The 16,360-nt window shown below is 63.9% G+C and carries 14 protein-coding genes; 10 read left to right on the forward strand and 4 right to left on the reverse strand.

The window, feature by feature from the left end:
* Positions 1-21: 21 nt before the first annotated feature.
* The 9 genes from NKG99_RS27230 to NKG99_RS27270 all read left to right on the forward strand — a co-directional run bounded on the left by NKG99_RS27230 (position 22) and on the right by NKG99_RS27270 (position 9,112).
* A complete protein-coding gene (locus NKG99_RS27230) occupies positions 22-429 on the forward strand; it encodes a hypothetical protein (RefSeq protein ID WP_352872099.1) in 408 nt (135 codons plus the stop codon).
* 134 nt (positions 430-563) lie between these two features.
* Positions 564-1,490, forward strand: coding sequence for a cell wall hydrolase (locus NKG99_RS27235; protein WP_352872100.1), 927 nt, complete (start codon positions 564-566; stop codon positions 1,488-1,490).
* 202 nt (positions 1,491-1,692) lie between these two features.
* Positions 1,693-2,298, forward strand: a complete 606-nt coding sequence (gene recR / locus NKG99_RS27240; RefSeq protein ID WP_352872101.1) for a recombination mediator RecR — start codon at positions 1,693-1,695, stop codon at positions 2,296-2,298.
* 26 nt (positions 2,299-2,324) lie between these two features.
* Complete coding sequence (locus NKG99_RS27245; protein WP_352872102.1) at positions 2,325-3,608, forward strand: lytic murein transglycosylase; 1,284 nt, start codon at positions 2,325-2,327, stop codon at positions 3,606-3,608.
* A gap of 261 nt (positions 3,609-3,869) precedes the next feature.
* Positions 3,870-5,513 (forward strand): ABC transporter substrate-binding protein, encoded by a 1,644-nt coding sequence (locus NKG99_RS27250; RefSeq protein ID WP_352872103.1) that lies wholly within the window; start codon positions 3,870-3,872, stop codon positions 5,511-5,513.
* 17 nt (positions 5,514-5,530) lie between these two features.
* Positions 5,531-6,592 (forward strand): ABC transporter permease, encoded by a 1,062-nt coding sequence (locus tag NKG99_RS27255; RefSeq protein ID WP_352872104.1) that lies wholly within the window; start codon positions 5,531-5,533, stop codon positions 6,590-6,592.
* On the forward strand, positions 6,589-7,509 hold the full coding sequence (gene nikC, locus NKG99_RS27260; protein ID WP_352872106.1) for a nickel transporter permease: 921 nt from the start codon (positions 6,589-6,591) through the stop codon (positions 7,507-7,509). Before NKG99_RS27255 ends, nikC begins: the two co-directional genes overlap by 4 nt.
* Positions 7,506-8,369 (forward strand): ABC transporter ATP-binding protein, encoded by an 864-nt coding sequence (locus tag NKG99_RS27265; protein ID WP_352872107.1) that lies wholly within the window; start codon positions 7,506-7,508, stop codon positions 8,367-8,369. Before nikC ends, NKG99_RS27265 begins: the two co-directional genes overlap by 4 nt.
* Positions 8,366-9,112: an ABC transporter ATP-binding protein gene (locus tag NKG99_RS27270; protein ID WP_352872108.1), complete on the forward strand. Its 747-nt coding sequence runs from the start codon at positions 8,366-8,368 to the stop codon at positions 9,110-9,112. Before NKG99_RS27265 ends, NKG99_RS27270 begins: the two co-directional genes overlap by 4 nt.
* A gap of 52 nt (positions 9,113-9,164) precedes the next feature.
* Here NKG99_RS27270 and NKG99_RS27275 read toward each other — a convergent pair whose 3' ends face one another.
* From NKG99_RS27275 to NKG99_RS27285, 3 genes are read right to left on the reverse strand one after another with little or no spacing between them, the layout of a single operon-like run.
* On the reverse strand, positions 9,165-12,266 hold the full coding sequence (locus tag NKG99_RS27275; protein WP_352872110.1) for an efflux RND transporter permease subunit: 3,102 nt from the start codon (positions 12,264-12,266) through the stop codon (positions 9,165-9,167).
* Positions 12,263-13,336 carry an efflux RND transporter periplasmic adaptor subunit gene (locus NKG99_RS27280; RefSeq protein WP_352872112.1) on the reverse strand — a complete coding sequence of 358 codons (1,074 nt, stop codon included), beginning with the start codon at positions 13,334-13,336 and terminating at the stop codon, positions 12,263-12,265. The genes NKG99_RS27275 and NKG99_RS27280 overlap by 4 nt, the downstream gene beginning before the upstream one ends.
* Positions 13,333-14,472, reverse strand: coding sequence for an efflux RND transporter periplasmic adaptor subunit (locus NKG99_RS27285; RefSeq protein WP_352872113.1), 1,140 nt, complete (start codon positions 14,470-14,472; stop codon positions 13,333-13,335). Before NKG99_RS27285 ends, NKG99_RS27280 begins: the two co-directional genes overlap by 4 nt.
* A gap of 233 nt (positions 14,473-14,705) precedes the next feature.
* On the opposite strand from NKG99_RS27285, the gene NKG99_RS27290 reads away from it, so the two are divergent.
* On the forward strand, positions 14,706-15,983 hold the full coding sequence (locus NKG99_RS27290) for a 4-aminobutyrate--2-oxoglutarate transaminase (protein ID WP_352872114.1): 1,278 nt from the start codon (positions 14,706-14,708) through the stop codon (positions 15,981-15,983).
* 48 nt (positions 15,984-16,031) lie between these two features.
* On the opposite strand, the gene NKG99_RS27295 is transcribed toward NKG99_RS27290, so the two are convergent.
* Positions 16,032-16,358 carry a type II toxin-antitoxin system RelE/ParE family toxin gene (locus tag NKG99_RS27295; protein WP_352872116.1) on the reverse strand — a complete coding sequence of 109 codons (327 nt, stop codon included), beginning with the start codon at positions 16,356-16,358 and terminating at the stop codon, positions 16,032-16,034.
* Positions 16,359-16,360: the final 2 nt, after the last annotated feature.

Raw genomic sequence — 16,360 nt, forward strand, 5'->3', positions numbered from 1 at the left:
GGCGCGCCCCCCGTGATCGACATGACCGACGAGCCCTCCGAAAGATTGATCGAGCAGCGTATCCGCAACAGAATCTATGAGATCCTGGAAATCCTGGCCGATTGCGACGGCGGCGTCGATCTCGTCGGCATTAAGGGTTACTTCGATCTGTTCGAGGATTTCGTCCATCGCCCGTCGATCGAAGCCGGCACGTCGGCGCTTTCGAAGGACGAACGCGCCATCGTGCTGGAGATCGCCGAATTCCTGGAAGCGGCCTGCGAGACAAATCCGGACTTCACCAAGGCCGAATTCATCGAAAGCGACTGGCCGGCAAGGATCGCGCCGACGGCCAGGGACGCGCGGACGCTGTTCCTCCGGCGTGGCCTGTTTTCGGAGAAAATCGAAGAGGCTGAACCTGGCCAACCGGCGGCGATTGCGGCCGGGCGCTAGCCCGCGTAAAGCCATGCAACTGTGCCAATTTGGCAACAGGACCCTATTAATAACGTTTTGGCCATCTTTTTGCCTGAAAGTGTCTCATTCTTGCCGCAGCCTGGGGGCGGGCATGGAAGTGAGAGGGTTACCTGTTGATTGCCACGCGATGGAAGACGCCGCTGTTGCTCGGCGCCGTCATTTCACCCTTGTTTTTGGCTGCCTGCAGCCAGACCACTTCGCACGGCATGTCCGTCGCCAGCCTGACCGACGCCATCACGCCGAGTTTCCTGAGTTCCCGGGCCTACAGCCATACGCCGAAGGACAAGGAATGCCTGGAACGGGCGATGTTCTTCGAGTCCAATCGCTCGAGCCGCGACGGCATGATCGCCGTCGGCACGGTGGTGATGAACCGGCTTCGCTCCGGCAACCACGGAAGCACCATCTGCGAGGTGGTGGGCGAGCGCGGGCAGTTCGCGCCTGGCGTCATGACGAGGCCGATGAATTCGCGAGCGCTGCCCGATGTCGAGGAAGCCGCCGATGCCGTGCTCAAGGGCGAGCGCAAGGCCAAGCTGAAAGATACGATGTATTTCCACACCGCCGGGCTGCGCTTCCCTTACAAGAACATGCACTACACGATGGTTGCCGGCGGCAATGCCTTCTATGAGAAGCGCGGCCGCAACTGGCAGCCGTTGCCGGATGAGCCGCGGGTCGCCATTGCCTCGGCTGCGCCCGAGAAGCCGGCCGCACCGGTGATAATGGTCGCTTCCGCCGAGCCGGCACGTCCGGACACGACGGCAACCGTTCGATCCGCTGCTGTCCAACAGACCTATGTGACCGCGGCCGCCGCGCCGCCCGCGAAATCCGCGCGTGTCTCGGCGGAGCCCATGGTGGTCGCGATGCAGGAGCCGATGGAAGAACCGGATGCCGCCCGTTTTGGCGGAACCCTCAACACAAGGGTCATCTCCTCGGTTCAAAACGCGCCGCAGGAGGCGTCGATGGGATTCCAGTCGACGCCTGAGAACACCGACGCCATCGGCGCGATGATTATCAGCCAGGGCCGGCCGCTCGAAACCAACTGATCCGCGCTCCATGGTCCGCCCGATGGTCCACCAAGCCAATATGGCGGGTCATGCGGACACGGGATGTTTCAAAGCGCTCTGAAAAATCCTGGAGCGGTTCACCGTTTCGCGGAAACGGTGACCGCTCCAGCTTTTCGTTTTGACGCAACTCCGGACGGAAAACCGCTTCGCACTTTTCCTGGAATTGCTCTAGATCAGAGCGATGTCCAAGCGAATCGCCGGTCCCGAGATCGAACGCCTGATCCAGCTCCTGGCCAAGGTGCCTGGGTTGGGTCCCCGCTCGGCCAGGCGTGCCGCCCTGCATCTGATCAAGAAGAAGGAACAATTGCTGTCGCCGCTCGCCGCCGCCATGGCCGAGGCGGCCGACAAGGTGCGCATCTGCTCGACCTGCGGCAATGTCGATACGTCGGACCCGTGCATGATCTGTACCGATCCGCGCCGTGACGCCGGCACCATCATCGTCGTCGAGGACGTCTCCGATCTGTGGGCGCTGGAGCGGGCGGCGGCGATGAATGTGCGCTATCATGTGCTCGGCGGGACGCTGTCGCCGCTCGACGGCATAGGTCCCGACCAGCTCAACATGCGCTCGCTGGTCGACCGTGTCGCCGGCGGCGAGGTCAAGGAGATCATCCTCGCCGTCAACGCGACGGTCGAGGGCCAGACCACGGCGCATTACCTGACAGACCAACTGGCCGGCTTCGACATCAAGGTGACACGGCTGGCGCATGGCGTGCCGGTTGGCGGCGAGCTCGACTATCTCGACGAAGGCACGCTGGCCGCGGCGCTGCGCTCGCGGACGGCATTTTGACAAAGCTACGGGAGAGGGTGCGGATCATGATTGCTGCGCGTCCTTCGAGGCTGGGTGTGAAGGAACGCAAACCTCTCGGATTGGCTCTGTTTTCCTTTTTTGCAGTTCTTCTCGCGGTCCTCCTTTCCGCTCCCGCCTCCGCCGCCAAGGTCGACGACCAATTCCGCGCCTGGCTGCAGAACGACCTTTGGCCGCAAGCCAAGGCGAAAGGCATCTCCAAAAAAACCTTCGACGCCGCATTCGATGGCATCAACCCCAACCTGAAGCTGCCCGACCTGGTCAAGCCAGGCGAGAAGGCAACCACGCCGCGGAAACAGCACCAGGCCGAATTCGGCTCGCCCGGCGCCTATTTCGCCGAGAAGACGGTTCGTGCGGTGACGGCGGGCGGACGCGCGCGTGAGGCCACCAATGCCAGGACACTTGCGGCAATCGAAAAGCGCTATGGCGTGCCAGGCGAAGTGCTGTTGGCGATCTGGGGCCGTGAGACCGGCTTCGGCGCGGCGAAGATGCCTTACGACGCCTTCGAGGTGCTGGGGACCAAGGCGTTCATGTCGACCAAGAAGGATTTCTTTCGGACCGAACTCTTGGCCGCCCTCGAAATCGTCGAGCGCGGGCTGGCTCCGGTCGGCGCGATGAAATCATCCTGGGCCGGCGCGCTGGGCCAGCCGCAATTCATGCCGACCTCGTTCCTGAAACATGCCGTCGATTTCGATGGCGACGGCCGCGTCGACATCTGGAGCTCGACGCCGGATGTACTGGCTTCGATCGCCAACTACCTCGTCCATTATGGCTGGGTGAAGGGCCGCGGCTGGGGTTTCGAGGTGACCGTGCCCGAGGCGGTTTCCTGCGCGCTGGAAGGCCCGGACCAGGGCAAGAAGATCTCCGAGTGGGCGGCAATGGGCATCAAACGCGTTGGCGGCAAACCGTTTCCGGCGAGCGAGATGAAGGCCGAGGGTTTCCTGCTGATGCCGGCGGGACGCAGCGGCCCGACCTTCATCGCCACCCCCAATTTCTATGTGCTGAAGGAATACAACACCAGCGACCTCTACGCGCTGTTCATCGGCCATGGCGCCGATCGCATCGCCCATGGCGATCAGAATTTTGCAGGAAGCTGGGGCGCGGTCGGCGGGCTCCACCGTTCCGACATCGCCGTCCTGCAACGGGCGCTGGAGGCCAAGGGCTATGATGTCGGCAGCGCCGACGGACTGCCCGGCTTCAAGACCCGCCGTTCGATCGGCAAGTGGCAAGCCAAGAACGGCCGCGCCGCAACCTGCTTCCCCGATGCCGGCCTGGTAGCCACGCTGAAATAGCGCCGAAATCAGCAGGTTTTTCTCGATCGGCCGCCTCGACTGGCTGGCCTGGGCGCCGACAGGCCACCGGCCTTTCTGGCCCAATGAGTCGTCGTATAAATGCTCGTTGCCCGCCACGAGGCCGCCGGATATGGTGTTGACCAACTGGACAAAAACCGCAACGGTAAGAGATCAGACGGGCCGTCTCCAGGCCCGAAAAGAATTCCGCAACCCTGAGCCGGGAACTCAGGTCAACAAACAACAAAACAGGGAACAATCACGATGATGATGGAAAAGTTTGCTCTACGCTCCCGCATCTTGCTCGCGGGCGCAGCCATGTCCGCGCTGCTTCTGGCGGGCGCGCCAGCCGGTGCGGTCACGCCCGCCGACACGCTGGTCGAAGGTTTCGCGATCGACGACATCATCTCCATGGATCCCGGCGAGGCGTTCGAGCTGTCGACCGCCGAGGTCACCGGCAACACCTATGATCTGCTGGTCCGTCTCGACCTCAGCGACACCTCCAAGGTCAAGGGCGATCTCGCTGAGAGCTGGACCGTCTCCGACGATGGCTTGACCTACACCTTCAAGCTCAAGCCCGGCCTGAAGTTCGCATCCGGCAATCCGATCACCGCGGCCGACGTCGCCTATTCGTTCGAGCGCGCCGTAAAGCTCGACAAGAGCCCGGCCTTCATCATCGGCCAGTTCGGCATCAGCGGCGACAACGTCACCGAAAAGGCCAAGGCGGTCGACGATGGAACCTTCCAGTTCACCGTCGACAAGGCCTATGCGCCGAGCTTCGTCCTGAACTGCCTGTCGGCAACGGTTGCCTCGGTGGTCGACAGCAAGCTGGTCAAGGAACATGTCGTCACCGCGGCACCCACCGCCGATTACAAATGGGACAATGATTTCGGCAATGCCTGGCTGAAGACCGGCTATGCCGGCTCCGGCGTCTTCAAGCTGCGCGAATGGCGCGCCAACGAAGCCGTCGTCATGGAGCGCAACGACAATTACTACGGAGAAAAGGCCAAGCTAGCCCGCGTCATCTATCGCAATATGAAGGAAAGCTCGGCCCAGCGCCTGGCGCTCGAAGCCGGCGACATCGACGTCGCCCGCAATCTCGAGCCGAACGATCTCGACGCCATCGCCAAGAACGCCGACCTCACCACCACCAGCGCGCCGAAGGGCACGGTCTACTATATCAGCCTCAACCAGAAAAACCCGAATCTCGCCAAGCCCGAGGTCCGCCAGGCGTTCAAGTATCTGGTCGACTATGATGCCTTGAGCTCGACCATCCTCAAGGGCATCGGTGAGATCCACCAGACCTTCCTGCCCAAGGGCGTGCTCGGCGAACTCGACGAGAATCCGTTCAAGCTCGACGTCGCCAAAGCCAAGGAATTGTTGGCCAAGGCCGGTCTGGCCGACGGTTTCAGCGTAACCATGGACGTACGCACCGGCCAGCCGACGACGGGCATGGCGGAATCGATCCAGCAGACGCTTGGCCAGGCCGGGATCAAGCTTGAGATCATCCCGGGCGACGGCAAGCAGACGCTGACCAAGTACCGCGCCCGCAACCACGACATTTATATCGGCAACTGGGGCCAGGATTATTTCGATCCGAACTCGAATGCCCAGACCTTCGCCTCGAACCCGGACAATTCGGATGCCGGCAAGTCCCACACGCTTGCCTGGCGCAACTCGTGGGACATTCCGGATCTGACCAAGGAGACGGAAGCAGCGCTGCTGGAGAAGGACGCAGGCAAGCGCGCCGATATGTACAAGGATCTCGAGAAGAAGATCCTCGACACCAGTCCCTTCGTTATCATTCACCAGCAGCTGGAAGTGGTTGGCCTGCGCAAGAACCTCAAGGGCCTTGCGCTCGGCCCGAGCTTCGACACCAACTTCGTCGGGTCGGTCTCGAAAGAATAACGCCGCGGACGCGCCGCATGAGCGCGGTTGAAAACGAGGGCGGGCGCGGCAGCGCCCGCGCCGTCGCCATTGCATCATCGCTCGGCCGCTTCCTGGTCATCGCGATCACGACCTATCTTGGTCTGCTTGCGGTGACCTTCTTCATCGGCCGTGTCATCCCGATCGACCCGGTGCTGGCGGTGCTCGGCGACCGGGCGCCGGCCAATGTCGTCGAGCGCACGCGCCGCGAGATGGGCCTCGACCTGCCGTTGATCGAACAGTTCTATATTTATGTGAAGAATGCCCTGAACGGTAATTTCGGCGTCTCCGTGCTGACCACAAACCCGGTCATGACCGACATTCGCCGGGCACTTCCGGCCACGACGGAACTGGCGACGCTGGGAACGCTGATCGGCGCGCTGTTCGGCGTGCCGCTTGGTGTGCTGGCCGCAGTCAGGCGCGGCAGCCTCATCGACCAGATCGTGCGCATCATCGGCCTGATCGGCTATTCCGTGCCGATCTTCTGGCTCGGGCTGCTGGCGCTGGTGCTGTTCTACGCCAAGCTGCAATGGGTCGCTTTTCCGGCGAGGCTCGACGTCGTCTACGAATATACCTTCACGCCGATCACTGGTTTCTATCTGCTGGATTCCCTGTGGCAGGGGCAGTGGGATGTTTTCTATGATGCTTTCCGCCACATCATCCTGCCGGCCTCGCTGCTCGGCTACTTCTCGCTCGCCTATATCAGCCGCATGACGCGCTCGTTCATGCTCAACGAGCTGTCGCAGGAATACATCGTCGCCGCACGCGCCAAGGGCCTGTCGGAAACCCGCATCATCTGGGGCCACGCATTGCGCAACGCCGCGGTGCCGATGGTGACGGTAATCGCGCTCTCCTATGCCGGCCTGCTCGAAGGTTCGGTGCTGACCGAGACCGTCTTCTCGTGGCCCGGTATCGGCCTCTACATCACCAACTCGCTGCAGAACGCCGACATGAATGCCGTGCTCGGCGGCACCATCGTCATCGGCTCGGTGTTCATCGCCATCAACCTGCTCTCCGACCTGCTCTACCGCGTGCTCGATCCGAGGACGAAGTCCGCATGAGCGTCGAGACCATCCAGAGCCGTCGCGATTGGCTGCTCAGCGAGCGTCCGGCGTCGCGCATGCAGGCGAGGCTTGGCCGCGCCTATGTGGCGTGGCGGCGCTTTTCCGCCAACCGGCTGGCGTTTCTCGGCCTGCTCATCATCATCGCCTTGCTGGTCGTTGCCGCCCTTGCCGACGTGCTGGCGCCCTATTCGCCGACGTTTGGCGACCTGAAGAACGCACGTCTGCTGGCGCCGAGCGCCGAGCACTGGTTCGGCACCGACGATCTCGGCCGCGACATCCTTTCGCGCATCCTCTACGGCTCGCGCTGGACACTTTATGTGGTCATCCTTGTTGCCATCATCGCCGCGCCCATCGGCCTTCTGGTCGGCACCGTCGCCGGCTATGCCGGCGGCTGGACCGACGCCATACTGATGCGCATCACCGACATCTTCCTCGCCTTCCCCAAGCTGATCCTGGCACTGGCTTTTGTCGCGGCGCTTGGCCCCGGCATCGAGAACGCGGTGCTGGCCATTGCCATCACCTCCTGGCCGCCTTACGCCCGTATTGCGCGCGCCGAAACCCTGACAGTACGCAATTCCGATTACATCAAGGCGGTGCAGCTGATGGGCGCCTCGCCCTTCCGCATCGTGCTGCGTCACATCATGCCGCTCTGCATCTCCTCGCTGATCATCAGGGTGACGCTCGACATGGCCGGCATCATCCTAACCGCAGCCGGTCTCGGCTTCCTCGGCCTAGGCGCGCAGCCACCGCTGCCGGAATGGGGCACGATGATCGCTTCGGGGCGCCGTTTCGTGCTCGATCAGTGGTGGGTGGCCGGTGCGCCAGGCTTCGCCATCCTGATCGTCAGCCTTGGCTTCAACCTGCTCGGCGACGGGCTGCGCGACGCGCTCGATCCCCGGAGTGGTGACCAATGAGCGGCGACCCCAATCAGCAGCGATCAAAGAGCGCGTTGCTCGACGTAGAGGATCTGCGCGTCACCTTCCCGACCCGCACCGGGCTGATCGAGGCGGTGCGCGGCGTCTCCTTCTCGCTTGGCCGCGAGCGGCTCGGCATCGTCGGCGAGTCCGGCTCGGGCAAATCGCAGACCGGCCGCGCCATCATGGGCCTGACGCCGCCGCAGGCGCGGATATCGGCCGACAAGCTGGCTTTCGACGGCATTGACCTGCTCAGCGTCTCGCCACGCGAACGCCGGTCGCTGCGGGGAAAGCGCATCGCCATGATCCTGCAGGATCCGAAATATTCGCTCGACCCGGTGATGAGCATCGGCCGCCAGATCGTCGAGACGCTGCGCACGCATGAGAAGGTCGGCAAGGCCGAGGCGCGCGACCGCGCACTGGCGATGCTGGAGGCGGTGCAGATCCGCGATCCGGCCCGCGTCTTCGACCTGCATCCGCATGAAGTATCGGGCGGCATGGGCCAGCGCGCCATGATCGCCATGATGCTGATCGCCGGGCCGGAAATGATGATCGCCGACGAGCCGACCTCGGCACTTGACGTCACCGTGCAGCTCGACGTGCTCGGCATCCTCGATCGGCTGGTCGGCGAGCGCGGCATGGGGCTGATCTTCATCTCGCACGATTTGCGCCTGGTCTCGTCCTTCTGCGACCGCGTCATCGTCATGTATGCGGGCAAGGTGGTCGAGCAGCTCAAAGCCTCGGAACTCGGCCGCGCCCAGCATCCCTACACCCGCGGCCTGCTCAACTGCATGCCCAAGATCGGTGCCGACCGTCACCCGCTGCCGGTGCTCGACCGCAAGCCGGAGTGGGCGGCATGACGTCTGCGATTGCCGTCGACGGGCTGGAAGTGATCTTCGATCGTTTTCGCGCGCTGAAGGGTGTCAGCCTCGACGTGCAGCCGGGCGAATCCTTTGGCCTGGTCGGTGAATCCGGTTCCGGCAAGTCGACGCTGTTGCGGGCCATCGCTGGCCTCGCACCGGTCGCTTCGGGCAGCATCACCGTCAACGGCAAGACGCTTGGCGCGCGCCGCGACAAAGCCTTTTATCGCGAAGTCCAGATGGTCTTCCAGGATCCCTACGGCTCGCTGCACCCGCGCCAGACCGTCGACCGCCTGCTGCAGGAGCCGCTTGCCATCCATGGTTTTGCCGACGGCGAAAAGCGCATCCAGCGGGCGCTCGACGAGGTTGGCTTGGGAAACGGCTTTCGGTTCCGTTATTCGCACCAACTCTCCGGCGGCCAACGTCAGCGCGTGGCGATCGCGCGCGCGCTCATCCTCGAACCGTCCATCCTGCTGCTCGACGAGCCGACCTCGGCGCTCGATGCCTCGGTGCAGGCGGAAGTGCTCAACCTGTTGGAAGAGGTCCGCCGGCGGCGCAAGCTGACCTTCCTGATGGTCAGCCACGACCTCGCTATCATCACCCATATGTGCGAGCGGCTGATGGTGATGCAAAGCGGCGAGGCGGTGGAAAATCTCGCGGCGGCGGATCTCGTCGAGCGCCGCGTGACCAAGGACTACACGCGAAACCTATTGCGAGCCAGCGACGGGTTTGTGCGGGCGTAGCCTCTATCGCTTAAGTCGCGTTCCTTCACGCGGCGCTACTCGCAACTTGCCCTCAAGCCACTCCCCCTTCCGCGATGGCATCACCGGTCGGCGCAGTGTTGTCCGGCGCTTGCTTCGGCTCCTTGATCCTGAACCAGGCGACATAGAGCGCCGGCAGGAACAGCAGCGTGATCGCCGTGCCGGCGATGATGCCGCCCATCATGGCGAACGCCATAGGCGCCCAGAACACCTCGCGCGCGATCGGGATCAGTGCCAGGCTGGCCGCGGCGGCCGTCAGCGCGATCGGCCGCATGCGGTGTTCGGTGGCTTCGATGACGGCCGCCCAGCGGTCCTTGCCTTCGGCGACCAGATCCTCGATCTGCACGATCAGGATGACCGAGTTGCGGATCAGGATGCCGATCAGCGCCAGCACGCCGAGGATGGCGACGAAGCCCAGCGGGGCGCCGCTCGGCAGTAAGGCCGCGACCACGCCGATCAGCCCAAGCGGTGCGACGGCAACCACCAGGAACAGGCGCTGGAAGCTTTGCAGCTGGACCATCAGGATCGTCGCCATGATGAAAAGCATCAGCGGCACGACCGCCGCGATCGGGCCTTGGCTGTTGGCGCTTTCCTCGACCGAGCCGGCCGTGGCGATGGCATAGCCGACCGGCAGCTTGCCGATGAAGGCATCGACCGAAGGTTTCAGCTCGTCGACCACGGTCGCCGGCAGCGCGTCGCCGACCAGTCCGGCGCGCACCGTGATCGTCGGCACGCGGCTGCGCCGCCAGACTGTCGGCTGCTCCAGCTCGTAGTGGAAGTTGGCGACGGCGGCGAGCGGGATGGATTCGCCGGCACCGGTCGGCAATTGCATGTTGCGCAGCGTCTCGATCGAGCCGCGTTCGGCATCGCGTGACCGCGCCACGACGTTGATGAGGTAGGTGGCGTCGCGCACCTGGGTGATGGTGACGCCGCCGACCACGCTGTTCAGCGCATTGGAAATGTCCGAGGAGGTGACGCCGAGTTGGCGCGCCTTGTCCTGCAGCACATCCACTTTCAGGACCCGCGACGGCTCGTTCCAGTCGAAGGTCGGCGCGCCGAGCTTCGGGTTGGCCGAGATGACGCCGGCCAGCTGTTGCGACAGCGTCCTCACCGTCTGGATGTCGGGGCCGCTGACGCGGTATTGCACCGGTCGGCCGACAGGCGGGCCGAGTTCGAGCGTCTTGACGAAGGCGTCGGTGCCGACGAAGTCGTCGCGCAGCATCGTCTCGATTGCCGCCTTCACCCTGTCGCGGGCTTCGACGTCCTTGGTGACGATGACGGTCTGGCCGAAATAGGGATTGGCCGGCTGCACGTCATAGGCCAGCACGAAGCGCACCGCGCCCTGGCCGATATAGGAACTCCAGTGGTCGATATCAGGGTTGCCGGCAAGGGCTGCCTTCTCGAACCGCTCCATCTGGTCGCGCGTCTCGGCGATCGAAGAGTTCTGCGGCAGGTTCCAGTCGACGATCAGTTCCGGCCGGTCGGAGGACGGGAAGAACTGCTGCTGGACATAGCCCATGCCGACGATCGAGGCGGCGAACAACAGCACCGTGCCAATGATCGTCAGCCAATGGCGGCGCACCGATCCGACCAGCACGCTGCGGAACAGCGAGGTGAAGCGGCCGGGCTTGTCATGATGCTTCTGTTTCATCGTCGCCGGCAGGATGGTGACGCCGAGCAGCGGCGCAAACAGCACCGCCACGATCCATGACACCAAAAGCGACACGGCGATGACGACGAACAGCGTGTAGGTGTATTCGCCCGCCGCGCTGTTGTTGAGGCCGATGGGGATGAAGCCGGTGACCGTCACCAGCGTTCCGGTAAGCATCGGAAACGCGGTCGAGGTGTAGACATAGGTCGCCGCCTTGCGCAGATTGTCGCCGGCTTCCAGCCTGGCCACCATCATCTCGACGGCGATCATGGCGTCGTCGACCAGCAGGCCGAGCGCGATGATCAGCGCGCCCAGCGAAATACGCTGCAGGGAGATGCCGAGATAGTCCATGAACAGGAAGGTGATGGCCAGCACCAGCGGGATCGACAGCGCCACGACGAAGCCGGCGCGCACGCCAAGGCTGATGAAGGACACCGCGAGCACGATGGCGACCGCCTCGAACAGCGCGCGGGTGAAGCCCGAGACCGCTTCCTCGACGATGACAGGCTGGTCGGCGACCAGATGCACGCCGACGCCGATCGGCAGGTCGGCGACGATCTTGTCCATCTCGACCTTCAGCGCCTTGCCGAAGTCGAGCAGATTGGCGTTAGGCTTCATGCCGATGGCTAGCCCGATCGCATCCTCGCCGTTGAACCGGAACAACGCCGTCGGCGGGTCGGCATAGCCGCGGGTGATGGTCGCCACATCGCTCAGCCGGAAGAAGCGGTCGTTGACGCGCAGATTGATGGCACGCAGGCTTTCTTCCGACGTGAACTGGCCCGAGACGCGCACGCTGACGCGTTCGGGGCCGGTCTCGATGACACCGGAAGGCGCAATCGCGTTCTGTGCCTGCAGGCTGGCCACGATCGCCTGCTGGTTCAGGCCAAGGGCCGCGATCTGGCGGGTCGAGAATTCGAGATAGATCGCCTCGTTCTGGGCGCCGATCAGGTCGACCTTGCCGGCATTGGGCACGGCCAGGATTTGGGTGCGCGCCTGCTCGACATAGTCGCGCAACTGGCGCGATGTCAGCCCGTCCGCCGTGAAGGCGTAAATATTGCCGTAGACGTCGCCAAAACTGTCGTTGAAGAACGGACCTTGCACGCCCTCGGGAAACTGGGCGCGGATGTCGTTGATCATGTTGCGGATGCGCACCCAGGTCGGGGCCACGTCGCGCGCCTTAGTCGACGGCTTCAGGTTGACGAAGACGACGGTCTTGCCGGCCGTGGTCACCGACTTGCTGTAGTCGAGGCTGTCGAGCTCCTCCAGCTTTTTCTCGATGCGATCGGTGACCTGCCTCACCGTCTCATTGACCGAGGCGCCCGGCCAGTTGGCCTGGATCAGCATGGTCTTGATGGTGAAGGCCGGGTCTTCCTCACGGCCGAGATTAAGATAGGCCGAGACGCCGGCGACGACGAACACCAGCATGAAATACCAGACCAGCGAACGGTGGCTGAGCGCCCAGTCGGAGAGGTTGAACCCCTTCACTTGGTGGCTCCTTCCAGGATTTTGACCGTCTCGCCCGCTGTCAGGCTGTGCACGCCGGCGGTGACGATGCGCATGCCCGCGTCAAGTCCACCGGTGACCGTGAAGCTGCCGCCGCGTTTGGCGCCGACCTGGATATCGTGCACGGCGACCTTCGATTGCGCATCGACGATCCAGACCTGCTGCTTGCCATTCTTTTCGAGCAGCGCCGACAGCGGCAGTTCGATCGTCGGGTCGATCGCCGTCACCCGTGTCGCCGTCACGGTCGAGCCGAGCCGGAACGCGGCCGGCGCGTTGAGCAGCGTCAGGCGCACGCGGCGTGTGCGGGTCGAACTATCGGCCTGCGGCGCGATCTCGCGCAATTTGGCCTCCGTGCGGATCGAGGGCAGCGACTGCAGGATGACGTCGAAGCCGGTTCCGTCGGTCAGGTCGCCGGTCAACTTGTCGGGAATGTCGACGACGGCTTCGCGCACGTCCGAGCGCGCCACCGTCACCACGGTCTGGCCGGCCGATACGGTCTGCCCGACTTCGGCGCCGGTGGCGGTGACGACGCCATCGAAATCCGAAAACAGGCGGGCATAGCCAAGCTGCTCCTGAGATTTAGCCAGCGCCGCCCTGGCGCGCTCGACATTGGCCTGCGCGGCTTGCCGTGCCTGCTGGGCTGCCTCATAGGTGGCCTGCGAGGTGTTCTTGTCTGCCAGCAATGCGCGCTGGCGCTCCTCGCTGGCGTAAGCATTGGTGAATTCCGCCTGCGCGTTGGAGAGGCCAGCCTTGGCTGCCTGAACGGCCAATTCCAGCGCCGTCGGATCGAGCGTGGCGATCGTCGTGCCCTTGGTGACGAGATCGCCGACATCGACATCGCGGCTGACGACGCGGCCAAGCAGGCGGAAGGCAAGGTTGGCGCTGAATTCCGGCTCGACGACGCCGGCGAAGCCAAGCGTCTGGTTGGTGCGCGGTTCGATCACCACCGAAAGCACCGGCCGGACGATTTCAGGCGTTTTTTCCGGCTCCGCCGAACAGGCGCCGACAACAACCAGCGCCGACAGGGCGATCATGCGCGCCGGCCGGTTCATTGTGTTGCCGCTCCGGCGATTTCGACCGTCTGGCCGGGACTGAGCAACTGACCGCCGGCGGTGATGACGTGCTGGCCGGGCTTGAGCCCCTTATCGACGACGATGACACCGGAATCATAGGCAAGGATGTCCACCGGCGCGATGGTGACCGCCTTGGAAGCCGGGTCGACGAGCCAGACCGCTGGCTTGCCGTCGCTGGAGGTCAGCGCCTGCCAAGGCAGGATTACGGCCTTCACCGGCGCGGCACTGACCGTGCCGATGACGGCGGCGCCGAGCGGCATGGCGGCAGGGGTCTCGGGAATGGCGACCTTGACCCGAACCGAAGCCGAGGCGGCGTCGACCACCGGCGAAATCTCGCGCACCTTGCCTGTCGCCTTCACTGATGGATCCGACACCAGCGTGATCGACACTGGTGGTGGTGCCATCGAGCTGCCGGCGACCAGCGTTTCGTGGACATTGAAGACTGCGTCGCGGTCGCCGTCCTCGGCGATGGTGAAGACTGTTTGTGCCCCTTGCACCACCTGGCCGGCTTCAACCGCGCGGGCGGTGACGACACCGGGCGCGCCGGCCCGCAACTCGGTGAAGGTGAAGCTCTCCCGGGCATTGTCGAGCGCGCTCCGCGCCTGCTGGACGCTGCCTTGCGCCACGCTCTGCGCCTGTGCTGCCTGATCATAGTCGCGGCGCGTCGTGAAGCCCTGCGCGAGCAGCGTCTTCTGGCGCTCGAAGGCGGCGGATGCCTGCGTCAACTGCGCCTGTGCTGCGTCGAGATCGGCCTGCGCAGAGCGCAGATCCGATTCCTGTTCCTGCGGGTCGATGCGGGCCAAAAGCGTGCCCTTGTCGACATGCTGGCCGATCTCCACCAGCCGTTCGGCGACACGGCCGCCGACCCGGAAAGCCAGATTATTCATCGTGCGGGCCGCGATGACCCCGGTCAGCGACGTGGTCGGTGCGTAGCTGGAGATTTCGACCTCGGCGGTACGCACCATGATCGGCAGCTTGTGTTCGGCCGCCTCCTGCTTCTGGCAGCCGGCGAGAAGCAGGCCGGCCATCGCGCAGGCAAGGATCGAGGTGTTTCGAAACGGCAAAGGGCCGGAACGCGGTGATTGCAAGGCGGACGATGTCGCGTTCCTTGTCATGGCTTCCCTGCCTGCGTGGGACGTTCCCAGTGCGGAGCCCCGCAGGCCCGTCCGAAGATAATCGATCCCTTGGAAAAGGGAACCTCCCTCGCACGCGTATCGGTCGACTGGTTAAGCCGGGATCACAGGCCCAATCGCCTGCCGGTGGTGCCGACTTGAGGAAAACGTGAAATAAGGTCAGAAGACGTGTCAGCGGCATCAAACAAGAAGGGCGCCGGCCCGATGAGGACACCATGAAGAATTCAGCCATCTCCGAACGCAAGAACCAAGCGATCTCGCGCGGCGTCGGCATGACCACGCAGATCTATGCCGACCGGGCCGAGAATTCGGAAATCTGGGATGTCGAAGGCCGTCGCTACATCGACTTCTCGTCGGGCATCGCCGTCGTCAACACCGGTCATCGTCATCCCAAGGTGATCGCGGCGGTCAAGGCGCAGCTCGACCGCTTCACCCACACCTGCCATCAGGTGGTGCCCTACGAAAGCTATGTGCGGCTGGCCGAACGGCTGAACGGCATGCTGCCCGGCAAGTTCGAGAAGAAGACGATCTTCGTCACCACCGGCGCCGAGGCGGTCGAGAACGCTATCAAGATCGCCCGCAACGCCACCGGCCGCCAGGCGGTCATCGCCTTTGCCGGCGGCTTCCACGGCCGCACCTTCATGGGCATGGCGCTGACCGGCAAGGTCGTGCCCTACAAGGTCGGCTTCGGCGCCATGCCGGGCGACGTCTATCACGCGCCGTTCCCAGTGCCGCTGCATGGCGTATCGGTCGCCGATTCGCTGGCCGCCCTCGACCGCCTGTTCAAGGCCGATGTCGACCCGGCCCGTGTTGCCGCCATCATTATCGAGCCGGTCCAGGGCGAGGGTGGCTTCTACGACGCGCCGCGCGAGTTCCTGACGGCGCTGCGCAAGCTTTGCGACCAGCACGGCATGCTTCTGATCGCCGACGAGGTGCAGACCGGCTTTGCCCGCACCGGCAAGATGTTTGCGATGGATCACCATGAGGTGGCGGCCGACATCACCACCATGGCCAAGAGCCTGGCCGGCGGTTTCCCGCTGGCCGCGGTCACCGGCCGCGCCGAAATCATGGATGCGCCCGGCCCCGGCGGACTCGGCGGCACCTATGGCGGCAGCCCGATCGGCGTCGCCGCGGCGCACGCCGTGCTCGACGTCATCGATGACGAAAAGCTGTGCGACCGCGCCAACACGCTGGGTGCAAGGCTGAAGCAGCGGCTGCAGTCGATCCGCGACGACGTGCCCGAGATCGTCGACATCAGAGGCCTCGGTTTCATGAACGCGGTCGAGTTCAACGACGTCAAGAAGGGCCTGCCGTCGGCCGAGATCGCCAACGCGATCAGGCTGAAGGCGCTCGACAAGGGCCTGATCCTGCTGACCTGCGGCGTCTATGGAAACGTCATCCGCTTCCTGGCGCCGATCACCATCCAGGACAGCGTCATGAACGAGGCGCTCGACATCCTGGAAAGCTCGATCCGCGAAGTCTGCGCTGCTTGATCGGGCGCCCATTTCTCCTGACGGCCTCGCGAGCGGGTGAACGTGCCGTCAGGAGCTTGGATTCTGTAACCAGGCTGGAATGTCCATCTTGGCGTGCAGGACCCGCCACACATCGATATGGTCGATCTGCTCAAGATAGAAAATCAGGTATGGGTAGCGCTTGAGTTGCACGCTACGCAGCCCAGGCAATCCAATTTCATAACCATACCTGAGAGAGCCCGATGCCGGATGGCGGGCTATCAGTTTGTAGGCGTTTTGAAGGTCCTCGATATAGCCCAACGCCATATGCGAACCAACTTCGCGTGCATAATAATCAACGGCGTCCTCGATATCCCGCAGAGCAAGGCCTCGAGGAACAATTGCCTTCGTGGCCACTT

Origin of the sequence: Mesorhizobium sp. M1409, assembly GCF_040317535.1 — a bacterium.
Lineage (GTDB): Bacteria > Pseudomonadota > Alphaproteobacteria > Rhizobiales > Rhizobiaceae > Mesorhizobium.